This is a genomic window from Cellulomonas sp. NPDC058312, assembly GCF_042880135.1.
Taxonomy (GTDB): Bacteria; Actinomycetota; Actinomycetes; order Actinomycetales; family Cellulomonadaceae; genus Cellulomonas.
On record NZ_JBHVZE010000002.1, the window covers coordinates 360,171 to 380,147 of the forward strand.

Below are 19,977 nucleotides of genomic sequence, written 5' to 3' on the forward strand. Positions count from 1 at the left end.
GGGCTCCCCCCGCAGCGGGCGGGGCCCCTGACCGTCCCGAGGCCGACCCGCCCCACCGAGGCCGGGGCCATCGCCACGGCGCAGGCCGGCGTCGTCCCGCCACGGCCGATGACGCACGACCTGCTGCGGGACGTCCTCGCGGCGGTGCACGTCGCCGTGCGCCGGGTCGAGATCACCGAGCTCGTCGGGGGCGTGTTCCACGCGGCGCTGGTGCTGGGGGACGGGACCCGGGTGGACGCGCGGGCGTCGGACGCCATCGCCCTCGCGGTGCGGGTCGGCTGCAAGGTGATGTGCGCCACGGACGTCCTGGCCGAGGTCGGCCTGGAGGCGGCGCCGGTGAGCGTGGAGGAGGCCGCCGGCACCGGCGCCGGGGTCGCGGACCCGGACGAGCAGGTGGCGCAGTTCCGCGAGTTCCTGGACCACGTGGAGCCCGTCGACTTCGAGCGCGGGGAGCCGGGCGAGCGGCCGTGACCGCGGCCGCCGGGACCCCTAGGTTCAACTTCAAGTCGAAGGTAAGACACGCCGTGCGCGACACGCCGGGAACCGCGGGCGCGGCGGTCGTTGACCGGCCCTGGTGGCGGCCCTAGCGTTGCCCTCAGAACACCGCACGATGTGTGGACCGCGACCGCCGGACCGGCGAGGGCGGACGCGACGACTGGAGGACCCCGTGACCGGCACCGAGCAGGCAGCAGACGCTGCCGGCGGCGTTCCCCAGCGTGCCCAGGGCCTGCTGTTCGGCGACGACCTGCCGGACCTGGACGTCACCACCGGCTACCGCGGCCCCACCGCGTGCCGTGCGGCCGGCATCACCTACCGCCAGCTCGACTACTGGGCCCGCACCGGCCTGGTCGAGGCGTCGGTCCGCCCCGCCACCGGGTCCGGCACGCAGCGGCTCTACTCGTTCCGCGACATCCTCGTGCTCAAGGTCGTCAAGCGCCTGCTCGACACCGGCGTCTCCCTGCAGCAGATCCGCGCCGCCGTCGGCCACCTGCGCGAGCGCGGCGTCGAGGACCTCGCCCAGATCACGCTGATGTCCGACGGTGCGAGCGTGTACGAGTGCACCTCGGCCGACGAGGTCATCGACCTGGTCCAGGGCGGGCAGGGCGTGTTCGGCATCGCGGTCGGTCGCGTCTGGCGCGAGGTCGAGGGCACGCTGGCGCAGCTGCCCACCGAGCGCGCCGAGGACGACGCCCCGGTCGGCACCGGCCACGACGAGCTCGCGGCGCGCCGCAAGGCCCGCACCGCCGGCTGACCCGCACGACTCCCAGGCCCGGACCCCGCTGCTGCGAGCTCCGGGCCTGCGTCGTCCTGCCACCGGTCCGCACACGCGCTCGCCCGCGCGTCCGCCCGCGCGCCGAGTCAGGACCGTCGCCCCGAGACAGGGCGACCGGGCGTCCTGTCTCGGCGCGACGGTCCTGACTCGGCGCAGGATGGCGGGCGCCGGCGGCACGGGATGGCGGGGGCCGGCGGCGGGTGCAGGCCCGCGAGCCCGGGTGGCGTGGGCGACGGCCCGGGGTCAGCGCGGGGCGCGCAGCGCGCGGTCGAGGAGCTCGTCGAACGTCGACGCCAGCTCCCGCGCCCCCGCGCCCGGCCAGGCGTGCACCGGCTGCGCGGCGCCCTGCGCCTGCTGGAGGGCCGCGCGCTCGGGGACGAACGGCGTCAGCACCAGCGGCCCGTACAGCCCGCGGAGCTCCTCGAGCCGGAACGCCTGCTCGACCGACCGCGCCTTGACGCGGTTGACCACCACGCCGAGCGGCTGGAGCTGGCCGGCGGGCCCGCGGCGCAGCTCGTCGATGGTGCGCATCGCGCGGCCGACGGCGGTCACGGAGAACAGGCCCGGCTCGGTCACCACGACGGCGCGGTCGCAGGCGGTCAGCCCGGTGCGGGTGAGCCCGCCGAGGGACGGCGGGCAGTCGACGAGCACGAGGTCGTAGTCGTGCACCCAGGCCAGGGCGAACCGCAGCCGGTCGACGTCCGCGACGGCCCCGTCGTAGGCGTCGTGCCGCGAGGACGCGGCGGACCCGACCAGGACGTCCAGCCCGGACTCGGCCCACGCGCTCGGGGCGGTGGCGGCGGCGAGGGTCTCGGCGGTGGGGGAGTCGAGCAGCCCGGCCACGTCGCTCGCGGCGGGCGCGGTGGCGAGGGCGAGGGTGCTGTCGCCCTGCGGGTCGAGGTCGACGACGAGCGTCCGCAGACCCCGTTCGAGCGCGGCCGAGGCGAGCCCGAGGGTCACCGACGTCTTCCCCACGCCGCCCTTGAGCGAGCACACTCCCAGCACCAGCACGCGGACACGGTAGCCGGACCAGGCCGTTCAGGGGAATCCGGCGTCGACCCGCGGTCGGCTCCCGGGTCGACGGACGCCGCCCCGCGGGGTGATGCTGGCGGCATGAGCGACCCGATGACCCTCACCCTGGGCGGCCACGCCTGCATCCGGTTCGAGCGGGACGGGCGCCGGCTCGTCGTGGACCCGGGGTCGTTCAGCGACCTCGCGCTGCTGGACGACGCCGACGCCGTGCTGGTCACCCACGAGCACCCGGACCACGTCGACCCCGCAGCGCTGGTCGCTGCCCTGGGCAGGCGCGACCGGCTGCAGGTGTGGGCGCCGGCGGGGGTCGTCGACCAGCTGGTGGCGGCCGGCGCTCCCGCGGAGCGGCTGCACGCGGCCGCCGACGGGGACGCGTTCACCGCGGCCGGGTTCGACGTCCGGGCGGTCGGCGAGGCGCACGCCGTGATCCACCCGGACCTGCCGCCTGTCACGAACGTGGCGTACCTGGTCGACGGCACGGTGCTGCACCCGGGCGACTCGTTCACGCTCCCGCCGGCGGGCGTCGAGGTCGACCTGCTGCTGGTCCCGGTGAGCGCGCCCTGGCTGCGCCTCGCCGACGCGATCGACTACGTGCGGGCCGTCGGGCCGCGGGTGGCGTCGCCGATCCACGACGCGATCCTCAGCGACACGGGCAAGGCCCTGTGCGACCGGCTGGTCTCAGGGCTCGGCGGCGCGCAGGAGTACCGGCGGCTGACGCCGGGCGAGCCGGTCGCGTACACCGCGGTCTGACGGGAGCGGTCGTGCTGCTCAGCGCGGGCCGGTGGTCCCGCGGCGGACCAGCGCCGTGGGCAGCCGGACGTGCGGGTCCGGCGTGGGGGAGCCGTCGAGCAGGGCGACGAGCATCTGGATCGCGGCGGCGCCCATCTGCTGGATCGGCTGGTGGACGGTCGTGAGCGGCGGCTCGGTCATCGCGGACTCGGGGATGTTGTCGAACCCGATCACCGACAGGTCCCCGGGGACGTCGAGGCCGGCGTCGCGGGCGACCTCGAGCGTCGCGATGGCGGACAGGTCGTTGGCGGCGAAGATCGCCGTCGGCCGGTCGGGCAGCTCGAGCAGCTCGCGCACCGGCTCGCGGGTCGACTCCTTGCGGTAGTCGCCGGCGCGGACCAGCTGCTCGTCCACGGGGACACCGGCGGCGGCCATCGCCTCGCGGAAGCCCTGCTCGCGCAGCCGGGACGACTCGAGGTCGGCGCGTCCGCCGACGAACGCGATCCGGGTGTGGCCGAGCTCCAGCAGGTGCCGGGTGCCCAGGACGGCGCCGGCGAGGTTGTCGGAGTCGACGGTGGGGAGGCCGGTCGGGCCGGTGTGCGGGTCGATCGCCACGACGGGGACGCCGGCGTCGGCGTCCACGACCGTTGGCGTGACCAGGACGGCGCCGTCGATCAGCGTCCCGCTGAGGCGCGACAGGTAGCGGCGCTCCCAGCCGGCGCCGCGCCCCTGCAGTCCGCCGGTGTAGGCGAGCAGCTCGTAGCCGGTGTCGGCGAGGGCGGTGGCGGCGCCCTTGAGGATCTCGGCGCTGAACGGCTCGAACTCCGCCACGAGGATGCCGATCACGTGCGTCCGGTGCGAGCGCAGCGACCGGGCGACCAGGCTCGACTCGTACCCGAGGTCGTCGATGACCTCCTGGACCCGCGAGGAGGTGGACTGCGCCACCCCGTACCGTCCGTTGATGACCTTCGAGACGGTCGCCACGGAGACACCCGCGGTCCGCGCCACGTCGGAGATGGTCACTCGCTGCCCCATGCGGAGGATCGTAGCGCGCCGAAACCGTTATCGATAACGTTTCACACCGCGCGTGGCGGGCGGATGTGGCGCCGATCTGCGCGCACGACGCCCCCGACGCGTCGGTGAGCCCGCTCGCGCCGCCCGAGCCCGCCCCGTAGCCTCCGAGGTCGGACGGCGGAAGAAGGTGGTCGGGCAGATGTTCGGACGACGGAGGTCGGACGCGCCGACGCAGGGTGACGCAGCGCGCGCGGGTCGGGTGACCCGGGGCGTCGACGACCCCCGCGACACCTCGGCCGGTGCGCTCTGGGCCGACGGGTTCGGCCGCGTGGGCACCCGGTCGGTGCAGGCGCTCGCGCTGCTGGCCCTGGTCACGGTGCTGGTGTTCGCGGTGACGCAGCTGACGCTGGTCGTGATCCCCGTGCTCATCGCCCTGGTGCTCGCCAGCGCCATCCACCCGCTGGTCTCGTGGCTTCGCCGGCACCGGCTGCCGTCGATCCTCGCGACGTGGATCGCCCTGATCGCGATCGTCGGGGTGCTCGGCGGCGTGCTCACCGCGGTGGTCTACGCCGTCGTGCACCAGTGGGACGACCTCGCGGACCAGGCCGTCGCCGGGTTCGGCGAGCTGCAGGACTCGCTGGACGGCCTGCCGTTCGAGGTCTCCGAGCAGCAGCTCACCGACCTGCAGTCGTCGGTCGGCGACTTCCTCACCAGCAGCAGCTTCGGCTCCAGCGCGATCGCCGGGTTCTCCGCGGGGGCGAACTTCGTCACCGGTCTCGTCCTGATGATCGTGGTGCTGTTCTTCTTCCTCAAGGACGGTCCGCGGATCTGGGAGTTCCTGCTCCGCCCGTTCGAGGGCGCGCACTACGAGCGCGGCAAGCGGGTCGGCGCGAAGACGGTCAGCACGATGGGCGGCTACGTCCGCGGCACCGCGATCGTCGCGGCCGTCGACGCGATCGGCATCGGCATCGGCCTCGCGGTGATGGGCGTGCCGCTGGCCATCCCGCTGGCGGTGCTCGTGTTCCTGCTGGCGTTCATCCCGCTGGTGGGGGCGACCCTGGCCGGCGTGCTCGCCGCGCTCGTCACCCTGGTCGCCAACGGACCCGTCGACGCGCTGATCGTCGTCGGCATCGTGATCGCGGTGAACCAGCTCGAGGGCAACTTCCTGCAGCCGGTCGTGATGGCCCGCTCGCTCGCGCTGCACCCGCTCGTCATCCTGGTCGCCCTGACCGTCGGCACCGTGCTCGCCGGGATCACCGGCGCGGTGCTGGCGGTGCCGATCGCCGCGTCCGTGTGGGGCGCGATGACCGTCTGGAACGGCCCGCACGAGGCCGCGCGGCCCGTGCAGCAGAAGCGGCGCGAGGCCGTCGAGGGACGCTGACGAGGTCGGTGGACGCGGCGATCAGGCCGAGGTCCGCCACACCGAGACGTGCGACGTGCTCTCGGCGGTGAACGGCGCCGCCGTGAAGTCCGCGTACCGCTCGGTCGGCGCCATCCCGGCGATCCGGGCCATCAGGTCCAGCTCGGCGGGCCACACGTACCGGTGCGGGGACCGGCCGGTCGACGTCGAGCCGTCGGCCTCGACCGTGTAGTGGTGCGACACCAGCCGCTGCCGGACGACGTCGTACCGGTCGAACCCGAGGTGGTCGTCGCTCACGTCGAACGGCAGCGCGACCTCCCCGGGTGGCAGCCGCCGCAGCTGCGGGACGAACACCTCGACGACGAACGCGCCGCCCGGCTCCAGGTGCCGGGCCGCGTTCAGGAAGCACGCCACCTGCTCGTCCTGCGACAGCAGGTTCGTGATGCCGTTGAAGACCAGGTAGACCAGCCGGAACCGGCCCGGCGCGGTCGCCGTCGCCATGTCGCCCAGCGTGACCGGCACCGCGTCGCCGCCGGGTTTCGCGGCGAGCCGCGCGGCCATCGGCGCGGACAGCTCGATGCCGTGCACGGGCACGCCCCGCGCGGCGAGCGGCAGGGCGACCCGCCCGGTGCCGACCGCCAGCTCCAGCGCCGCACCGCCGCCCGCCCGCTCCGCGAGGAAGTCGACCGCCGGGCCCAGGACCTCGGGCGCGAACATCGCCGCGCTCGACGCGTCGTACCGGGCCGCGACCTCCGCCGTCCAGATGGTGTCCGTCATGGCCCCGACCGTCGCACCCGGGGCGCGCGGGGCGCCACCGGAATAGCCGTCGTCCGCCGGGACGTGTTGAGTAGGGTCCTGACCGCCGACGACGCCGGAAGGACACACCCGCATGGACGTGCACCAGCTCGCGCAGGACCAGATCGCCGCCGCGCACGAGGACCCGCACGGGCGCAGCGCCCACCTCGTCGTGCACGACGGGCCGCTGCGGCAGACCGTCATCGCCCTGACCAAGGGCACCCGCCTCGCGGAGCACAACAGCCCGCCCGCGGGGAGCATCCTCGTGCTGCGCGGCACGGTCGCGGTCAGCACGGCCGACCAGGTCGACACCCTGCCGACCGGGTTCCTCACCGCGGTGACGCACGACCGGCACGGCGTCGAGGCCCTCAGCGACGCGGCGATCCTGCTCACCACCGTGACCAGCCAGGGGGACCCCACGCACCCGTGACCTCGGCCGGGCGGGCTCGGGCCGCGAGCAGCGCGCCGAGGGCGGTGCACGCACGGGGAACCCGGTCCGCCCGGGGTGTCGATCCGGGGCTTCCCCGTTCGACTCCGGGGTGAGAGGGTCCGGACGGGACCCGCCCGACGCACCAGGAGGCACACCGTGAAGTACATGCTCATCATGCGGTCCAGCGAGGCGTGGAACCCGGAGGAGGCCGCGGGCCTCACGTTCGACGACATCCTCGAGTCGATGGGCCGGTTCAACGACGAGATGATCTCGGCCGGCGTGCTGGTCGCCGCGGAGGGGCTGGACGACGCCGCCGAGGGGGTCGTCGTCGACTACTCGTCCACGCCCCCCGTGGTCACCGACGGCCCGTACGGCGAGGTCAAGGAGCTGTTCGGCGGGTTCTGGATCCTCGACGTCGCGTCGAAGGAGGAGGCCGTCGAGTGGGCGAAGCGCGCGCCGCTGGCCGGTCCCGGGATCAAGACGGAGATCCGCCGGGTGCCGAGCATCGACGAGTTCCCGCAGGACAACGTGTGGATCCAGAAGGAGCGGGCGTGGCGCGAGGCGACGGGCCAGCTCTGACGACCCCGACCGACGCGGGGACGGGCCGCGCCGCGGTCGAGGCGGTCTGGCGGATGCACTCCGCCCGGATCGTCGCGACCCTGGCGCGGTCCACCGGGGAGCTCGCGCTCGCCGAGGACGTCGCGCAGGAGGCGCTGGCCGAGGCGCTGGTCACCTGGCCGCGCACGGGTGCCCCCGCCAACCCCGCCGGGTGGCTGGTGACCACGGGTCGACGTCGGGCGGTCGACGCGTTCCGGCGCCGCGCGGCGCTCGACGACCGGTACGCGGCGCTCGCCCGCGACCTCGACCCGGGCGGGCCCGCGGTCCCGGGCCCCGAGGAGGCGTGGGACCCGGACCGCGTGGACGACGACGTGCTCGCCCTGATGTTCGTCGCGTGCCACCCGGTGCTGTCCCGCGAGGCGCAGGTCGCGCTCACGCTGCGGGTGGTCGGCGGGCTGACCAGCGACGAGATCGCCCGCGCGTTCCTGGTGCCCACGGCGACGGTGCAGGCGCGGATCACCCGCGCGAAGAAGACGCTCGCCGCGGCACGGGTGCCGTTCGCCGTGCCCGAGCCGCACGAGCGCGCCGAGCGCCTGGGTCCGGTGCTCAGCGTCGTCTACGTCGTGTTCACCGAGGGGTCGACCGCGACCTCCGGCGACGACTGGATCCGCCAGGACCTCGCCCACGAGGCGGTGCGGCTGGCCCGGGTGCTCGCGCGGCTCCAACCCACCGAGCCCGAGGTCCTGGGGCTGCTCGCGCTGCTCGAGCTCACCGCCGCCCGGTTCCCGGCGCGCACCGCCGCCGACGGCAGCCCGGTGCTGCTGGACGAGCAGGACCGGCAGCGGTGGGACCGCGCGGCCGTGCGGCGTGGCCGTGCGGCGCTGGCGGCGGCGGGGGCCGTCGGGCGGGGGCTCGGCGCGTACGGGCTGCAGGCCGCGATCGCCGAGTGCCACGCGGTCGCGCCGTCGGTCGCCGCCACCGACTGGGAGCGCGTGGTGCTGCTCTACGAAACGCTCGGCCGGCTCGCGCCGTCACCGGTCGTCGACCTCAACCGCGCCGTCGCGCTCGCCCAGGCCCGCGGCCCCGCCGCCGCGCTGCCGGTGGTGGACGCCCTGGTCGCGGACGGCGCGCTCGCCGGGTCGCACCTGCTGCCGAGCGTCCGCGGCGAGCTGCTGCGCCGCCTCGGGCGGGACGCCGAGGCCCGGGCCGAGACCGAGCGCGCGGTGGCGCTGTGCGGGAACGCGGCCGAGCGCGCGGTCCTGCTGCGGCGGCTGGCGACGATCACCGAGGACCACCGTGCGGGTTGACCTGGTCGCGGAGCTGGTCGGGCCCGGTGCGCGCGTCGACGCCGAGACGTCCGGCGACGGCGGTGCCCGGACGTGGTGGGTGACGACCGCGAGCGGCGCACCGCTGGTGCTCAAGGTGGCGGACGCGTCCGGGCCGGCGCTGCTGCGCTCCACCCGGGTCCAGGAGCGCGCCGCGAGCCTGGGGGTGCCGGTGCCACGGGTGGTGGGGGCGGGCGTCCGCGGCGACCGGCAGCACCTCGTGATGGAGCGGGTCGCGGGTCGCCCCTGGCACGAGGTCGCGCCGACCCTCGACCCGGCGGACCGGGCCGGGGTGCTCGACGAGCTCGCCGAGGTGCTCGTGCGGCTGCGGGGAGCGTCGTCGCCCGCGTTCGGCGACCTGGCCGACGACGCCACCAGCCCCCGCGCCCCGGCGCGCAGCGAGCTCGCGGCGATACGTGCCCGGACTCGCGCACGCATCGCCGACCCCACCCGGGCGGCGCTCGCCGACGCCGTGCTCACCGCGCACGCGGCCGCGTTCCGGGGCACGGCAGCGGTGCTCGTGCACGGCGACCTGCACCACGCGAACGTCCTCGTGCGGCCCGGGCCACGCGGGTGGCGGCTCGCCGCCGTCCTCGACTGGGACAGCGCGTGGGCGGGACCCGCCGACGCCGACACCGCCCGTGCCGCGCTGTGGGACCACATGCCCGGCGACCCGGAGCCCGTCGGCGTGCGCGCGGCGGTCCAGCAGGTGCTCTGGTGCCTGGAGCACGAGGGGAGCACGCCACGGCACCGGGCCGACACCGCCCGGCTCCTGCACCACCTCGGCGTCGGGGCCGCGGGCTGAGCGGGACCCCGTCGCCGACGCGCTCAGCCGCCGACCCGGCCGAGCGCCCGACCCCACCGGTCGCGGACCGCGCCGGCCCGCGCCAGCACCCGGTCGCCCGCGAGCCGCCACGGCCCCTGCTGCGGCCAGTGCAGCACCACGGACCGCCAGCCGCGCGCGACGCGGCGCAGCATCCCGCGCCGCGAGTCGAACGGCCGGGACGAGATCGACACCGCGAGCCCCTCGTCGTACCGGATCGCGCCGGGGCGCAGGTGGAAGCTCAGGTCGAGGTCGTCGTGGACGTCGGCGTCCCGGTGCACGTGCAGGCGCACCTCGCGCCATGCCGCCGCCCGGACCGCGAACGCCGACCCGAACACCGGCGGCCCGCCCAGCGCCATGCCGGCGAGCAGGAAGTACGCCTGCATGTAGCACAGCTGCGCGAGCCGGGCGGAGGGCCGGCCCAGACCCCGGAACCGTCCCGGCCCGGTGACCGCGTCGCAGGACGGATCGGCGACCAGCAGCTCCTCGACCCGCGCCAGCCACCCCGGCGGCAGCACCGTGTCGGCGTCCACCCGGGCGATCACGTCGCCGGTCGCGGCGTCGTAGCCGGCCGCGGCCGCCGGCCAGATGCCCACCTCGGACTCGTGGACCACCCGTGCACCCGCCGCCGCGGCGATCCTCGCCGTCGCGTCGGTGCTGCCGTTGTCCACGACCACCACCTCGTCCGGCGGGCGGGTCTGGGCCGCGACCGAGGCCAGGCAGCGGGGGAGCCGGTCGACCTCGTCCCGCGCGGGGATCACTAGGGTCAGGCGCAGCGGGGTCACGCGGGCCGCGGACGGTCGGGGGAGTGCACCCGTCCATCGGCTCACGGGGGCGGCAGCGGCGCAACCGGGGCCGCGGTCCCGTCGCACGCCCGCCTGACCGAGCGGGTGATTTCCGGTCGCCCCGGCTGCTGACACGTCACCGAGCGCGTACGGTCGCCACGCCCGCGCCACCACGGCGCGCGGGGCCGGCTCGCACGGCCGCCGCAGGGCATCCCGCGCGAGCGGTCCCACGAGGATGGAGTGGTCGCCGATGTGGCTCGGGCTCGCCGCCGCCGCCGTGCTGCTGTGCACCGGGCTCGTGCACCGTCGCGCCGCGGCGCAGGACCGCGACGCGCGCCGGGTGCAGGCGTGGTTCGTCCGCGCGGGGACCGCCCTGGGGACGGGACTCGCCGCCGAGGCGGCCCTCGCTCTGGCACCGCCCGCCGGCCACGGGGCCGGCTTCACCGTGGGGGCGCTCCTCGGCTGCGGGTTCGCGTACCAGGGGCTGGTGCTGTGGAACCGGAACGGCACCGCGATGTCCGACCCGAGCGACTGGCTCAACGGCGTCAGCGGGGTGCTGGGCGCGCTCGCGGTCGGGTTCCTCGTGGTGGACCAGGTCCCCGGGGTGGACGCCCCGGCGCCGGTGACGCTCGCCGGCGGACTCGTCCGGGTCGCGGTGCTCACGGTGCTGCTCGGCACCGCGGGGACGGTCGCGGCCATCGCCGACCTGCGTCGGGAACCGCGCGCCGTCGCGCTGGCCGTGGCCACCGCGGTCCTGCTCGCCGTCGAGGTGGTGCTGCTGGTTCTCGCCGTGCGCACCGGCGCGCAGGCGCCCGCCACCGGCGTCCTGGGTGCCGCGTGGGCCGGGTTCGCCGTGCTGGTCGCGACGACCGGCCGCCCCGCGCCCGCGCCCGTGGCGACCCACGACGCGACACCGCAGGCGACCACCTGGGGCTCGGTGGTGGTCATCGTGGCGGGCGCCGTGGTCCTCCTGCTGTGCCTGCTGCTGCCCCGCGAGTCCCCGACCGCAGCCGTGCTCGCGACCGCAGCCGTGCTCGGCGGCTCGCTGCGGGTCTCGCGGCTGGTGCGCGACCTGGAGGCGCTCGCGACCTCGCGTGCCGAGGCGCGGACCGACACCCTGACCGGCGTCGCCAACCGGCGGGCCCTGCTCGAGGCCGTGGACGCGGGGACCGCGCGACCGGACGGCGCCGCGCTGCTCGTCATCGACCTCGACCGGTTCAAGGAGATCAACGACCGCTACGGGCACGCCACCGGCGACCGGGTGGTGCAGGTGGTGGCCGCGCGGGTGGCAGCCGTCACGGCCGGGCACGGGCTGCTGGCCCGGCTGGGCGGCGACGAGTTCGCGGTCGTGCTCGACGACGCCGACCCGGAGCGGGCCGTCGCCGTCGGCGACCTGGTCTGCGCCGCGGTCGCCGACCCGCTCGACGTCGACGGTCTGGCCCTGGTCGTCGAGGCCAGCGTCGGAGTGGCGAGCACGCGGCTCGGACCGGCGGACCGTGGGGACCTGCTGCGCCGCGCGGACGCCGCCATGTACGCGGCGAAGCGGTCCGGCGGCGGCGTGCGCGTCCACGACGCGCAGGCCGACGCACGGGTCCGGGACCGCCGCGAGCTGGTCGCCGACCTGCGGACGCTGCTCGCCGGCGGGACCGGAGCGGGCGGCCTGCGGCTGGACACCCGGCCGCAGACCGCCGCCGACGACGAGGTGCTCGCCGTCGTGGCGCACGAGGTCTGGGAGCACCCGCGGCGCGGGCCGGTCGACGGGGCCGAGGTCGTGGCGCTCGCGGGGGAGCACGGCCTGCTCGAGCCGCTGACCGCGCACCTCGTCGACGCCGCGGTGCGCCAGGCGGCCCGCCGGCGGTCGGCCGGGCAGGAGCTGCCGGTGCTGATCGCGCTGCCGGAGGGGAGCCTGGAGCTGCCCGGCCTGGTCGGCACGCTCGAGGAGGCGCTCGCCCGGTGGCAGCTCCCGGCGGGGCTGGTCGGCGTCGAGGTCGTCGAGGCCGACCTGGTCCGCGACCCGGCGCTCGCGCTCGACGTCGTCGGCCGGATCATCGCGCTCGGCGCGCAGGTCGGGATCGCGGACTTCGGCACCGGTCACGCCACCTGGGCGCACCTGGGCGACCTGCCCGTCCGGTCGATCACCCTGGCCGCGACCTGCACGGTCCGGGTGGCCGACGACCCGCGGACGCGCGAGGTGGTCGCGGCCACGGTCGACCTGGCGCACCGGCTCGGCGTGCGGGTCGTCGCCGACGGCGTGGCGGACGAGGCCACGCGCCGCCTGCTGGTCGACCTGGGCTGCGACCGCACCCAGGGCCCGCTGCACGCCCCGCTGCAGCCGACCGCCCTCCCGGCGGCGGGCTGAGCCCCCCGGGTCAGGCGGGTCGCAGCAGGGCGCGCACGCCCGCGCGGGCGGTCAGGAGCACCAGCACCAGCGCGGTCACCGACCAGAAGCCCCCGAGCTGCACGGCGTCCCCGAACACCAGCGCGACCAGCTCGAGCACCGCGACCTTGCTCCCCGCCGCGACCACCCACAGCCCGACCGCCGCGACGACCCGGTGCCGCACGGTGCTCGCCGCCCGCAGCCGCGCGAGCACCACGCCCTTGACCCGCAGCACGACCTCGAGCGCCACCTTGAGCAGCAGCGCCGTCAGCAGCGACAGCGTGAACCCCTCGCTGAGGACGACCGGCACGTGCTCCACGGCGAGGTTGAGCACCACCACGTAGACCAGCACGTCGACGACGTCCTCCGGGCGCGCGCGGGCCCACCGCAGCACCGGGCGCGCGCGGGAGGCCCGGGCAGGGGGCGCGTCGCTCGGCGTGGTCATGCCGCGATCGTCCCGCACCGGCTCGCGGGCCGCGCGGAGGCCCGGTCGGTCGCCCGCGCCGGTCTCAGCGGTTGGCCGCCCGGGGTGTCGCCGCCGCGAGCAACGGTGCCCCCTCGCCGGCGAGGCGCCCCACCGCGGCGGTGCGCCCGGCCATCGCCAGCACCAGGTCGAGCGTCGTCCCCTCGACGACGGGGCCGTGGCCTGCGCGGAACTCGCTGTCGGTCGCGACCAGGCGCAGGCCCTGCGCCGTGCTGCGGGACCGGACCGCGAGGTCCTTGCGCGCGTACCCGTGGGCGACCGCGACCACGGCGTCCGCCGCCGGCTCGGCCGTCAGCCCGAGCGGCACCCGGATGTCGGTGGCGTGGACGACCACCTCGCCGAGCCAGGCCCACAGGTCGCCGGTCGGTGCGACCCGGGAGCGCACCACGGACTCGAACCGCGCGAGCGTCTCCGCCGGGGTCGCCCCGCGGTGCTCGGCGAGCCGCCGCTCGTTGTGCCGGTCCGCGTCGAACCGCGCGCGGACGATGCTGCGCAGCCACCGCCAGCGCCCCGTGCTCGCGGCGGCGGTGAGGTGCGCGACGACTTCCTCGACGGTCCAGGTCCCGCAGAGCGTCGGTGCGGACCAGTCCCGCGGCCCGAGGTGGTCGAGGTCGACGAGGAGCCGGGCGCGCTCCGCCGCGATCGCCTCCCAGTAGCGGTCGGGGGTCCAGCGGTCCATCGGCGGGCTCCTTGGTGTCCGTCGGGCGGGCAGGTCACGCGGTCGCGGGCGGGACACCTGCACCGTAGGCCACCGGGGCCGACCTCACCCGGGGGCCGGCTCACACCGTCCCGCGCGGCGCCGATGGGCAGCCCGGGACCCTGCACGGGCACCCGCCCCGTCCTGCGCCCCGAGGAGCGACCGCCATCGACAGCCAGCCGCCCGCACCGCCGGTCGAGGACCCGCGGTGGCGCGACGTCCTGCACGGCGTGCTCGACGACCCCGCCGCGCACGTGCTGCACGCCCAGCCGGTCGTCGAGCTCGGGACGGGGTTCGTCACCGGCTACGAGCTGCTGTCCCGGTTCGACGGCCCCTGGCGCGCGACCCCGGACGTCTGGTTCGCCGCCGCGGACCGGTGGGGCCTGAACGCCCGGCTCCAGGCGCGCGTGCTCACCAAGGCGGTCGCCGCGCGCGCCGACCTGCCGCCGAACACGTTCCTCACCGTGAACGTCGACCCGCACCTGCTGGCCGACGACCTGGTCGCGGACGCCCTGCTGCGGCACGGCGACCTGGAGCGCGTCGTCCTGGAGCTCACCGAGCACACGCAGGTGGACGCCGGCGGTCGGGCGATGGCGGTCCTCGGCCAGGTGCGGGCCGCGGGCGCCCTCGTGGCGATGGACGACGCCGGGACCGGGTACGCGGGCCTGCAGCTGCTGCTCGAGCTGCGCCCGGACATCGTCAAGCTCGACCGCGCGCTCATCACCGGCATCGACACGGACCCGGTGAAGCGCGCGCTGGTCGAGGTGTTCGGCGAGCTGGTCGGCCGGATGGACGCCTGGGTCCTCGCCGAGGGCATCGAGACCCGCGCGGAGCTGGACGTCCTGATCGGGCTGGGCGTCCCGCTGGGTCAGGGGTGGGTGCTGGGGCGCCCGCAGGCGCGGATGGTCCCGGCGCTGCCGGCGCACGAGGAGGCCGCGATCCGTGCCACGGCGGCGCGCACGTCGCTCACCGGCAACGTCGCGAGCGTCGTCCGGACGGCACGCGCGGGCCAGGACCGCGCCGACTGCGAGGTGCTCCTCGGGCCGGGTGGCCTCGTCACGGAGGTCCGGGACGCCGCCGGAGACTGGGTCCCGGCGATGACCGTCGCCCCCAGCGCGTCCGTCGTCGAGGTGACCCGCCGCGCTCTGGTCCGGCCGGCCGGGCGCCGGTGGGACCCGCTGGTGTGCACCGACACGAACGGGGGCGTGGTGGGGGTGATTCCGCTCGACGCGCTCGTGCTGGCGGTCTGCGACTCGTCAGGGACCTGACCCGCGGGCCGATAGGAACGCGACGGCCCGGACCGACGGGGCCGACCGAACCAGGAGGACCGCGTCACATGAAGGCTTTCCGCTGCGGCGACGTCGTGCCGGGCTGCGCCCGCACGTTCACCGGCACCGAGAACGAGATCCTCGCGGAGGTCGCGCAGCACGCGCGGCACGACCACGGGCTGGCCGAGGTCCCCGACGCGCTGGTGACCCAGGTGCGCTCCGCGATGGTGCCCGCCTGACCGAGGCGGGCTCAGGACGCGTCGGACTCCGGGGCGGCTCCGGCCGGCCCGGGGGTCCGGCCCGTCACGGCGACGAGGGGCAGCAGCCCGGAGATCTCCAGCACGACCAGGGCGAGCTCCGGCACGTCCCGGACCGTCAGAGGGTCGCGCCCCGCGGGGCGGTTCAGCACCATCGTGGCCACGAGCGAGATGAGCGACGAGTCGACGAAGGTCACCCCGGCGAGGTCGATCACGTCGACGTCGACAAGCTGCTCGTCCGTGAGCGCGCGCCGGGCCGCGACCACGACGGGCTGGTCGACGTCGCCGGACATGTGCAGCACGCGCGCGTCGGAGGCGTCCAGCCGGATGCGGCCGTGCGCGACCTCGTCCGGCTGCGGGCCGTCGGGAAGAGAAGGCATCGCCCCAGTATCTCCTGCCGGGCGGATGACGCGAGCCCGCCGACTGGGGTGGCAGCGGGCCCGCGGACCGGGCAGGCTCTCCCCAGACCCGCTGACGACGACCCCGAGGTGCCCCGATGACTGACGCGCTGGACCCGACCACCCGCGACGAGGGGCTCCGCGCCGCCACGCCGCCGGAGCGGTTCCGCCCCGTCCGCGAGTGGGTGCTGCTGGACACGCTGGGGCTCACGACGGTCCGCCGTGAGCTGCTGGACGAGATCACGGCCGAGAGCGCCGCCCGGCAGGAGGTCCTCGCCGGCGTGCCGGAGCGGATGATCCTGGTCGCGTCCGAGCTCGCGACCAACGCCCTCACGCACGGCCTGCCGCCGACGATCGTGCTGCTCAAGACCGACGGGCGGGACTTCCTGCTCGACGTGGCCGACCACGACCTGACGACCGAGCCGCGCGTCGCGGGGGAGCGGCCGGCGGGTGCGGGCGGGTTCGGGCTGCAGATCGCCCGCCGCCTCGCGCAGGAGGTCGGCTGGTACGCGACGTCGACCACGAAGCACGTCTGGGCGGTGTTCGCCGCCCAGGGCTGAACCGGGCGTCGGTCCGCACCCCCGGCTACGACTCCGGGTCGAACATGATCTCCCGGACCTCCTGCGTGCACCGGCAGCCCGCGGCGATCCGCCCGGCCCAGTGCAGCGCGTCCGCGCGCGACTCGACCTCGAGCACCGCGAAGCCCCCGACCGCCGCCTTCGCCCCGGGTTCGGGCCCGTCGGTCACCGACCCGTCGACGCCGACCAGCGCGGCCCGCTGCCGCTGCAGCCCGCCGCCGAAGACCCACACCCCGGCGGCCTTCGCCTCGCGGACGACGGCGTGGGACTCCACGCCCGCCGCGGCGAGCTCGTCCTCGCCGAGGTGGTCCATCGCGCCGTCGTCGAACGAGACCAGGTAGCGCTGCACGGGGAGCTCCGTCCGTCGGGGTCGTACCAGCTGGGGCAGCCTCACCCTAGGGCGGCACCTCGCGCGGTAGCGTCGGCGCGTGCCACCCCGCCGCAGGACCTCGTCCGCCACCGCGTCCGCGGCGACGCGCGCACGGTACGCGAAGCGCCGTGCTCGCCGGGTCGCGGCGGCCGACAACGACCTGACCCCGGCGCAGTGGGACGCCCTCGTGGCGGCATGGGGCGGGTGCGCGTACTGCGGGGCGCCCGACCGGCTGCTCCAGCGCGACTGCGTCCAGCCGATCTCGCGCGGCGGCCGCTACACGCTGGCGAACGTGGTCCCGGCGTGCGGCTCCTGCAACGCGAGCAAGCACAACGACGAGGTCACGGGGTGGCTCCGGCGCAAGCGGCTCGACGAGCGGACGTTCCTCGAACGGCACGTGGCGGTGCTGAGCAACCTGCTGCCGCCCGCGACGCCGTAGGGCGCAGCCGCGCCGGGGTCAGCGGCAGGTGCAGCGCGCCTCGGGTGCGACCGACGCCAGCACGTCGTCGGCGTGCAGGCCGCAACCGTCCCACGTCGTGCGGCCGCAGGTGGTGCAGGTGACGGGGTAGCACACGGGCGTGATCTCCTCGGGCTCGGTGGGCCGCCCGGTCGAGGGCGACGCCCGCAGGGTAACCAGCCCCCGCGCCCCGGGCCCGTCGGGCGCCGGGCGAGTGGTCACGACACGCTGGTCGTCCGGGCCTCGACCCCGCGTGTCGTGACCTCTCGCCCGAGGTCCGCGTCGGGGTCGACCCGGGGCCCGGGTCAGGTCGCCCGGGGGAGCGGGACGTGCGCGCGGCGCGGGCGGAGGGGGATCCTCGTGCCCAGGAGCAGCAGCGCCGCCAAGGCCGGCCAGAACCACGCGACTGTCCCGTGCGGCACGTACCCCGGGGGCGACCCGATCGCCGCGAGCACCACCTCGCCGCCGAGGCGCTGGAGCAGCGGCTGCGCGACGGCCACGACCACGGCGGCGACGGCAGCCGCCCGGAGGTAGGGCCCGGGCGCCACCAGCCGCCCCGCCGCCCGCCGGTCCGCGTGCCCCGCGTGCAGGGCGAGCAGCGCGACGAACCCGGCGACCAGCAGCAGCGTGCCCCACAGCCCGATCCGCGCGACCGACGACTCGACCCGGGTGAGGTCCGACACCCACACCTCGGCCAGCGGGCCGCCCAGCGACTCGACGTGGAGGTCGGCGAGCGGGGGGTAGGCGGCGTCCGTGAGCGTCACCGTCGGGTGCGCGTCCTTGCGGGTCAGGCCGTTGACGGCGTACACGACCCCCAGGCCCGCCGCCGAGGCCGAGGCCACCCGCAGCAGGTCCTCCGTGGCGCTCCTCGGTCGACGCATGTCCCCACCCTCCTCGTGACCCGCGCCACGGTACCGGCCGCGAGGGTGCCCGCGAGGGCGTTCCGCGCACCGTCGTGCCGTGCGTGCGTCAGCGGCCACGGGGGGTGAGCCCGACGCCCGCGAGCACCGCCGCCACCAGCGCGAGCCCGACGAGCACCCCGCCGACCTGGTGGAACGACGCGAGCGCAGCGGCTCCGCCCGCCCCGGTGGCGACGAGCGAGCCGAGCACGCTGACGCCCACCGAACCGCCCAGCCGCTGCGTGATCGTGTAGAGCGTGTTGCCGTCGGCGAGCTCGTCCTCGGCGAGGGGCGCGAGGAACGCGGTGAGCAGCGGCGTCGTGACGAACCCGGCGGCGAGGGCGCGACCGCACAGCATGATCGCGGTGGCCCAGAGCGGCGTGCCGTGGTCCAGCAGCAGCATCACGGCGCTCGACACCGCGAGCACCACGAACCCCGCCGTGACGAGCGTCCGCAGCGGGACGCGTGCCGACACGCGCTGGCCGAGCGCGGTGCCCAGCCCCATGACGACGCCCTGGGGGAGCAGGGCGAGCCCGGTGGCGAAGGCGGTGCGCCCCTGCACCTGCTGGGTGAACACCGGCATGAGGAACACCGTGCCGAACGCGATCACCGAGGCGAGCACCTGGAGCACGAGGGCGAGCACCGACCGGGTGCCGCGCACCACGTCGAGCCGCACCGCCGGCTCGGTGCGTCCCGACGCCCACTTGGCGTAGGCGACCAGCACGGCCAGGCCCGTGGCGAGCAGGATCGCCGGCGCGGCCCGGTCCCAGCCGGCGGCGGCGCCGCGGGTGGCGCCCAGCAGCGTCGCCACCAGCCCGCCCGCGAGCAGCACGAACCCGACCGGGTCGAACCGGGTGCCGGCCCGGGCGGGCTCCCCGACGCCCCGCAGCCGCAGCGCGAGCAGCAGGCCGACGGCGCCCACCGGCACGTTGACCAGGAACACCCACCGCCACCCGCCGGCGCCGATCAGCAGGCCACCGAGCGTCGGCCCGAGCGCGGGTGCGAGGAACAGCACCACCGCGGCCGACACCGGCACCGACCCGCCGCCCCCGAGCCCGTCCTTGCCCAGCAGCACGCTCAGCGCCAGGGGGATCAGCGGTGCCCCGACGAAGCCCTGCACGACGCGTGCGGTCACCAGCAGCTCGACGCTCGGGGCCAGCGCGCAGACGGCCGAGGCCACGACGAACAGCGACATGGCGACCAGGTAGACCCGCATGGTGCCGAACCGCCGCGACAGGTACGCCGTCAGCGCCAGCGCGACGGCGAGCGACAGCAGGTACCCCGAGACCACCCACTGGACTGAGCCGAGGCCGACGCCGAGCTCGCGGGCGATGTCCGGCACCGCGACCGTGACGATGCTGGAATCGAGCATGCTGAGCGCCGGGCCGATGAGCAGGCCGTAGCGGGCGGCGGTGCCGAGCCGCGGGGCCGTCGGTGTTGGGGCGGGGCCGGTCACGGTCGCAGCGCCTCGGCGTGCAGGTCGTCGATCCAGCGGAGCTCCTGCTCCAACCGGTCGACGAGCTGCTGCTGCGCCCGTCGCCGCCACGGCCGGGGCTGCTGCGGCGCGGGCGGCGGTGCCGGCTCGGCGAGCAGGTGCCGGACCTGCGCGAGCGCCGCGTCGACGACGTCGCGGCGCGATCCCAGCACGGACAGCCGCGCGTCGACCGGCAGCTCGTCGAAGAAGCTGACCCGCAGCAGGAACTCCTCGTCGTCACCCGCGAGCTCGCGGGGGAGCGTCGAGACCAGGTCGCGCAGCCGCGCCCGGCCCGCGTCGGTGATCGTGTAGACGGTGCGGGCCGGGCGCCCCTCCTGCTGCTCCACGGTCTTCGTCACCGCGCCGTCGCGCTCGAGGCGCTTCAGCGCGGGATAGAGCGCGTTGTTGTTGACCGGCGCGATGGACGGGCGCCGGATCCGGGCCTTGAGCTCGTAGCCGTGCGCCGGGGCGCTGCGCAGGACGCTGAGCGCGTAGATCTCGACCGTCATGCGTCCACCGTAACCTAGTCGTGACTGGACTAGGTGCGGATGCGAGGCGCGGTCGGGGACCTGGCGTCCCACGTCGGTCCCGACC

At 76.3% G+C, this 19,977-nt stretch carries 24 protein-coding genes; 13 read left to right on the top strand and 11 right to left on the bottom strand.

Annotated features, from left to right (window positions below; genetic code table 11):
* Both ACFVXN_RS05965 and ACFVXN_RS05970 read left to right on the top strand, forming a co-directional pair.
* A partial coding sequence (locus tag ACFVXN_RS05965) for a bifunctional nuclease family protein (RefSeq protein ID WP_389228804.1) occupies positions 1-471 on the top strand: 471 nt, incomplete at its 5' end.
* Between the two features lie 196 nt (positions 472-667).
* On the top strand, positions 668-1,252 hold the full coding sequence (locus tag ACFVXN_RS05970; protein ID WP_389228807.1) for a MerR family transcriptional regulator: 585 nt from the start codon (positions 668-670) through the stop codon (positions 1,250-1,252).
* Between the two features lie 264 nt (positions 1,253-1,516).
* Here ACFVXN_RS05970 and ACFVXN_RS05975 read toward each other — a convergent pair whose 3' ends face one another.
* Positions 1,517-2,284 (bottom strand): ParA family protein, encoded by a 768-nt coding sequence (locus ACFVXN_RS05975; protein ID WP_389228810.1) that lies wholly within the window; start codon positions 2,282-2,284, stop codon positions 1,517-1,519.
* 102 nt (positions 2,285-2,386) lie between these two features.
* Between ACFVXN_RS05975 and ACFVXN_RS05980 the strand changes: the two genes are divergently transcribed.
* On the top strand, positions 2,387-3,055 hold the full coding sequence (locus ACFVXN_RS05980; RefSeq protein WP_389228813.1) for an MBL fold metallo-hydrolase: 669 nt from the start codon (positions 2,387-2,389) through the stop codon (positions 3,053-3,055).
* A gap of 18 nt (positions 3,056-3,073) precedes the next feature.
* Here the strand turns inward: ACFVXN_RS05980 and ACFVXN_RS05985 are convergent, their stop codons facing one another.
* On the bottom strand, positions 3,074-4,069 hold the full coding sequence (locus tag ACFVXN_RS05985) for a LacI family DNA-binding transcriptional regulator (protein ID WP_389228816.1): 996 nt from the start codon (positions 4,067-4,069) through the stop codon (positions 3,074-3,076).
* A gap of 238 nt (positions 4,070-4,307) precedes the next feature.
* Here ACFVXN_RS05985 and ACFVXN_RS05990 point away from each other — a divergent pair, with 238 nt between their 5' ends.
* Positions 4,308-5,429 (top strand): AI-2E family transporter, encoded by a 1,122-nt coding sequence (locus tag ACFVXN_RS05990; protein WP_389228819.1) that lies wholly within the window; start codon positions 4,308-4,310, stop codon positions 5,427-5,429.
* A 21-nt stretch (positions 5,430-5,450) separates the two neighbouring features.
* Here the strand turns inward: ACFVXN_RS05990 and ACFVXN_RS05995 are convergent, their stop codons facing one another.
* A complete protein-coding gene (locus ACFVXN_RS05995) occupies positions 5,451-6,185 on the bottom strand; it encodes a class I SAM-dependent DNA methyltransferase (RefSeq protein ID WP_389228822.1) in 735 nt (244 codons plus the stop codon).
* Positions 6,186-6,297: 112 nt separating this feature from the next.
* On the opposite strand from ACFVXN_RS05995, the gene ACFVXN_RS06000 reads away from it, so the two are divergent.
* The 4 genes from ACFVXN_RS06000 (at position 6,298) to ACFVXN_RS06015 (ending at position 9,321) form a co-directional block, all read left to right on the top strand.
* Complete coding sequence (locus ACFVXN_RS06000) at positions 6,298-6,633, top strand: cupin (RefSeq protein ID WP_389228824.1); 336 nt, start codon at positions 6,298-6,300, stop codon at positions 6,631-6,633.
* A gap of 165 nt (positions 6,634-6,798) precedes the next feature.
* Entirely contained in the window at positions 6,799-7,212 is a 414-nt protein-coding gene (locus tag ACFVXN_RS06005; protein ID WP_389230495.1) for a YciI family protein, read from the top strand.
* Between the two features lie 53 nt (positions 7,213-7,265).
* Complete coding sequence (locus ACFVXN_RS06010) at positions 7,266-8,498, top strand: RNA polymerase sigma factor (RefSeq protein ID WP_389230498.1); 1,233 nt, start codon at positions 7,266-7,268, stop codon at positions 8,496-8,498.
* Positions 8,488-9,321, top strand: a complete 834-nt coding sequence (locus tag ACFVXN_RS06015) for a phosphotransferase family protein (RefSeq protein ID WP_389228827.1) — start codon at positions 8,488-8,490, stop codon at positions 9,319-9,321. Before ACFVXN_RS06010 ends, ACFVXN_RS06015 begins: the two co-directional genes overlap by 11 nt.
* 23 nt (positions 9,322-9,344) lie before the next feature.
* Here ACFVXN_RS06015 and ACFVXN_RS06020 read toward each other — a convergent pair whose 3' ends face one another.
* On the bottom strand, positions 9,345-10,124 hold the full coding sequence (locus ACFVXN_RS06020) for a glycosyltransferase family 2 protein (protein ID WP_389228830.1): 780 nt from the start codon (positions 10,122-10,124) through the stop codon (positions 9,345-9,347).
* A 235-nt stretch (positions 10,125-10,359) separates the two neighbouring features.
* Here ACFVXN_RS06020 and ACFVXN_RS06025 point away from each other — a divergent pair, with 235 nt between their 5' ends.
* Entirely contained in the window at positions 10,360-12,483 is a 2,124-nt protein-coding gene (locus ACFVXN_RS06025) for an EAL domain-containing protein (protein ID WP_389228833.1), read from the top strand.
* Between the two features lie 10 nt (positions 12,484-12,493).
* Here ACFVXN_RS06025 and ACFVXN_RS06030 read toward each other — a convergent pair whose 3' ends face one another.
* Positions 12,494-12,946, bottom strand: coding sequence for a hypothetical protein (locus ACFVXN_RS06030; protein WP_389228836.1), 453 nt, complete (start codon positions 12,944-12,946; stop codon positions 12,494-12,496).
* Between the two features lie 64 nt (positions 12,947-13,010).
* Positions 13,011-13,664: a maleylpyruvate isomerase family mycothiol-dependent enzyme gene (locus tag ACFVXN_RS06035; protein WP_389228839.1), complete on the bottom strand. Its 654-nt coding sequence runs from the start codon at positions 13,662-13,664 to the stop codon at positions 13,011-13,013.
* 248 nt (positions 13,665-13,912) lie between these two features.
* On the opposite strand from ACFVXN_RS06035, the gene ACFVXN_RS06040 reads away from it, so the two are divergent.
* Complete coding sequence (locus ACFVXN_RS06040; RefSeq protein WP_389228842.1) at positions 13,913-14,950, top strand: EAL domain-containing protein; 1,038 nt, start codon at positions 13,913-13,915, stop codon at positions 14,948-14,950.
* A gap of 68 nt (positions 14,951-15,018) precedes the next feature.
* On the top strand, positions 15,019-15,189 hold the full coding sequence (locus ACFVXN_RS06045) for a DUF1059 domain-containing protein (RefSeq protein WP_389228845.1): 171 nt from the start codon (positions 15,019-15,021) through the stop codon (positions 15,187-15,189).
* Between the two features lie 11 nt (positions 15,190-15,200).
* Here ACFVXN_RS06045 and ACFVXN_RS06050 read toward each other — a convergent pair whose 3' ends face one another.
* Positions 15,201-15,587 carry a hypothetical protein gene (locus tag ACFVXN_RS06050; protein WP_389228848.1) on the bottom strand — a complete coding sequence of 129 codons (387 nt, stop codon included), beginning with the start codon at positions 15,585-15,587 and terminating at the stop codon, positions 15,201-15,203.
* Between the two features lie 116 nt (positions 15,588-15,703).
* On the opposite strand from ACFVXN_RS06050, the gene ACFVXN_RS06055 reads away from it, so the two are divergent.
* Positions 15,704-16,165: an ATP-binding protein gene (locus tag ACFVXN_RS06055; protein WP_389228851.1), complete on the top strand. Its 462-nt coding sequence runs from the start codon at positions 15,704-15,706 to the stop codon at positions 16,163-16,165.
* Positions 16,166-16,190: 25 nt separating this feature from the next.
* Here ACFVXN_RS06055 and ACFVXN_RS06060 read toward each other — a convergent pair whose 3' ends face one another.
* Positions 16,191-16,577 (bottom strand): YciI family protein, encoded by a 387-nt coding sequence (locus ACFVXN_RS06060; RefSeq protein WP_389228854.1) that lies wholly within the window; start codon positions 16,575-16,577, stop codon positions 16,191-16,193.
* Between the two features lie 34 nt (positions 16,578-16,611).
* On the opposite strand from ACFVXN_RS06060, the gene ACFVXN_RS06065 reads away from it, so the two are divergent.
* Positions 16,612-16,992, top strand: coding sequence for an HNH endonuclease (locus tag ACFVXN_RS06065; RefSeq protein ID WP_389228857.1), 381 nt, complete (start codon positions 16,612-16,614; stop codon positions 16,990-16,992).
* 323 nt (positions 16,993-17,315) lie between these two features.
* Here ACFVXN_RS06065 and ACFVXN_RS06070 read toward each other — a convergent pair whose 3' ends face one another.
* The 3 genes from ACFVXN_RS06070 to ACFVXN_RS06080 form a co-directional block, all read right to left on the bottom strand.
* Positions 17,316-17,891 carry a hypothetical protein gene (locus ACFVXN_RS06070; RefSeq protein WP_389228860.1) on the bottom strand — a complete coding sequence of 192 codons (576 nt, stop codon included), beginning with the start codon at positions 17,889-17,891 and terminating at the stop codon, positions 17,316-17,318.
* An 88-nt stretch (positions 17,892-17,979) separates the two neighbouring features.
* Complete coding sequence (locus ACFVXN_RS06075) at positions 17,980-19,365, bottom strand: DHA2 family efflux MFS transporter permease subunit (protein ID WP_389228863.1); 1,386 nt, start codon at positions 19,363-19,365, stop codon at positions 17,980-17,982.
* Positions 19,362-19,892: a PadR family transcriptional regulator gene (locus tag ACFVXN_RS06080; RefSeq protein ID WP_389228866.1), complete on the bottom strand. Its 531-nt coding sequence runs from the start codon at positions 19,890-19,892 to the stop codon at positions 19,362-19,364. Before ACFVXN_RS06080 ends, ACFVXN_RS06075 begins: the two co-directional genes overlap by 4 nt.
* Between the last annotated feature and the right edge of the window lie 85 nt (positions 19,893-19,977).

Excerpts from the sequence above, each read along its gene's own strand:
- ACFVXN_RS05980 (WP_389228813.1), top strand. The coding sequence starts at position 2,387 with ATGAGCGACCCGATGACCCTCACCCTGGGCGGCCACGCCTGCATCCGG.
- ACFVXN_RS06000 (WP_389228824.1), top strand. The coding sequence starts at position 6,298 with ATGGACGTGCACCAGCTCGCGCAGGACCAGATCGCCGCCGCGCACGAG.
- ACFVXN_RS06030 (WP_389228836.1), bottom strand. The coding sequence starts at position 12,946 with ATGACCACGCCGAGCGACGCGCCCCCTGCCCGGGCCTCCCGCGCGCGC.
- ACFVXN_RS06050 (WP_389228848.1), bottom strand. The coding sequence starts at position 15,587 with ATGCCTTCTCTTCCCGACGGCCCGCAGCCGGACGAGGTCGCGCACGGC.
- ACFVXN_RS06055 (WP_389228851.1), top strand. The coding sequence starts at position 15,704 with ATGACTGACGCGCTGGACCCGACCACCCGCGACGAGGGGCTCCGCGCC.
- ACFVXN_RS06005 (WP_389230495.1), top strand. The coding sequence starts at position 6,799 with ATGCTCATCATGCGGTCCAGCGAGGCGTGGAACCCGGAGGAGGCCGCG.
- ACFVXN_RS06025 (WP_389228833.1), top strand. The coding sequence starts at position 10,360 with ATGGAGTGGTCGCCGATGTGGCTCGGGCTCGCCGCCGCCGCCGTGCTG.
- ACFVXN_RS05995 (WP_389228822.1), bottom strand. The coding sequence starts at position 6,185 with ATGACGGACACCATCTGGACGGCGGAGGTCGCGGCCCGGTACGACGCG.
- ACFVXN_RS06010 (WP_389230498.1), top strand. The coding sequence starts at position 7,266 with ATGCACTCCGCCCGGATCGTCGCGACCCTGGCGCGGTCCACCGGGGAG.
- ACFVXN_RS06045 (WP_389228845.1), top strand. The coding sequence starts at position 15,019 with ATGAAGGCTTTCCGCTGCGGCGACGTCGTGCCGGGCTGCGCCCGCACG.
- ACFVXN_RS06070 (WP_389228860.1), bottom strand. The coding sequence starts at position 17,891 with ATGCGTCGACCGAGGAGCGCCACGGAGGACCTGCTGCGGGTGGCCTCG.
- ACFVXN_RS05985 (WP_389228816.1), bottom strand. The coding sequence starts at position 4,069 with ATGGGGCAGCGAGTGACCATCTCCGACGTGGCGCGGACCGCGGGTGTC.
- ACFVXN_RS06035 (WP_389228839.1), bottom strand. The coding sequence starts at position 13,664 with ATGGACCGCTGGACCCCCGACCGCTACTGGGAGGCGATCGCGGCGGAG.
- ACFVXN_RS06080 (WP_389228866.1), bottom strand. The coding sequence starts at position 19,892 with ATGACGGTCGAGATCTACGCGCTCAGCGTCCTGCGCAGCGCCCCGGCG.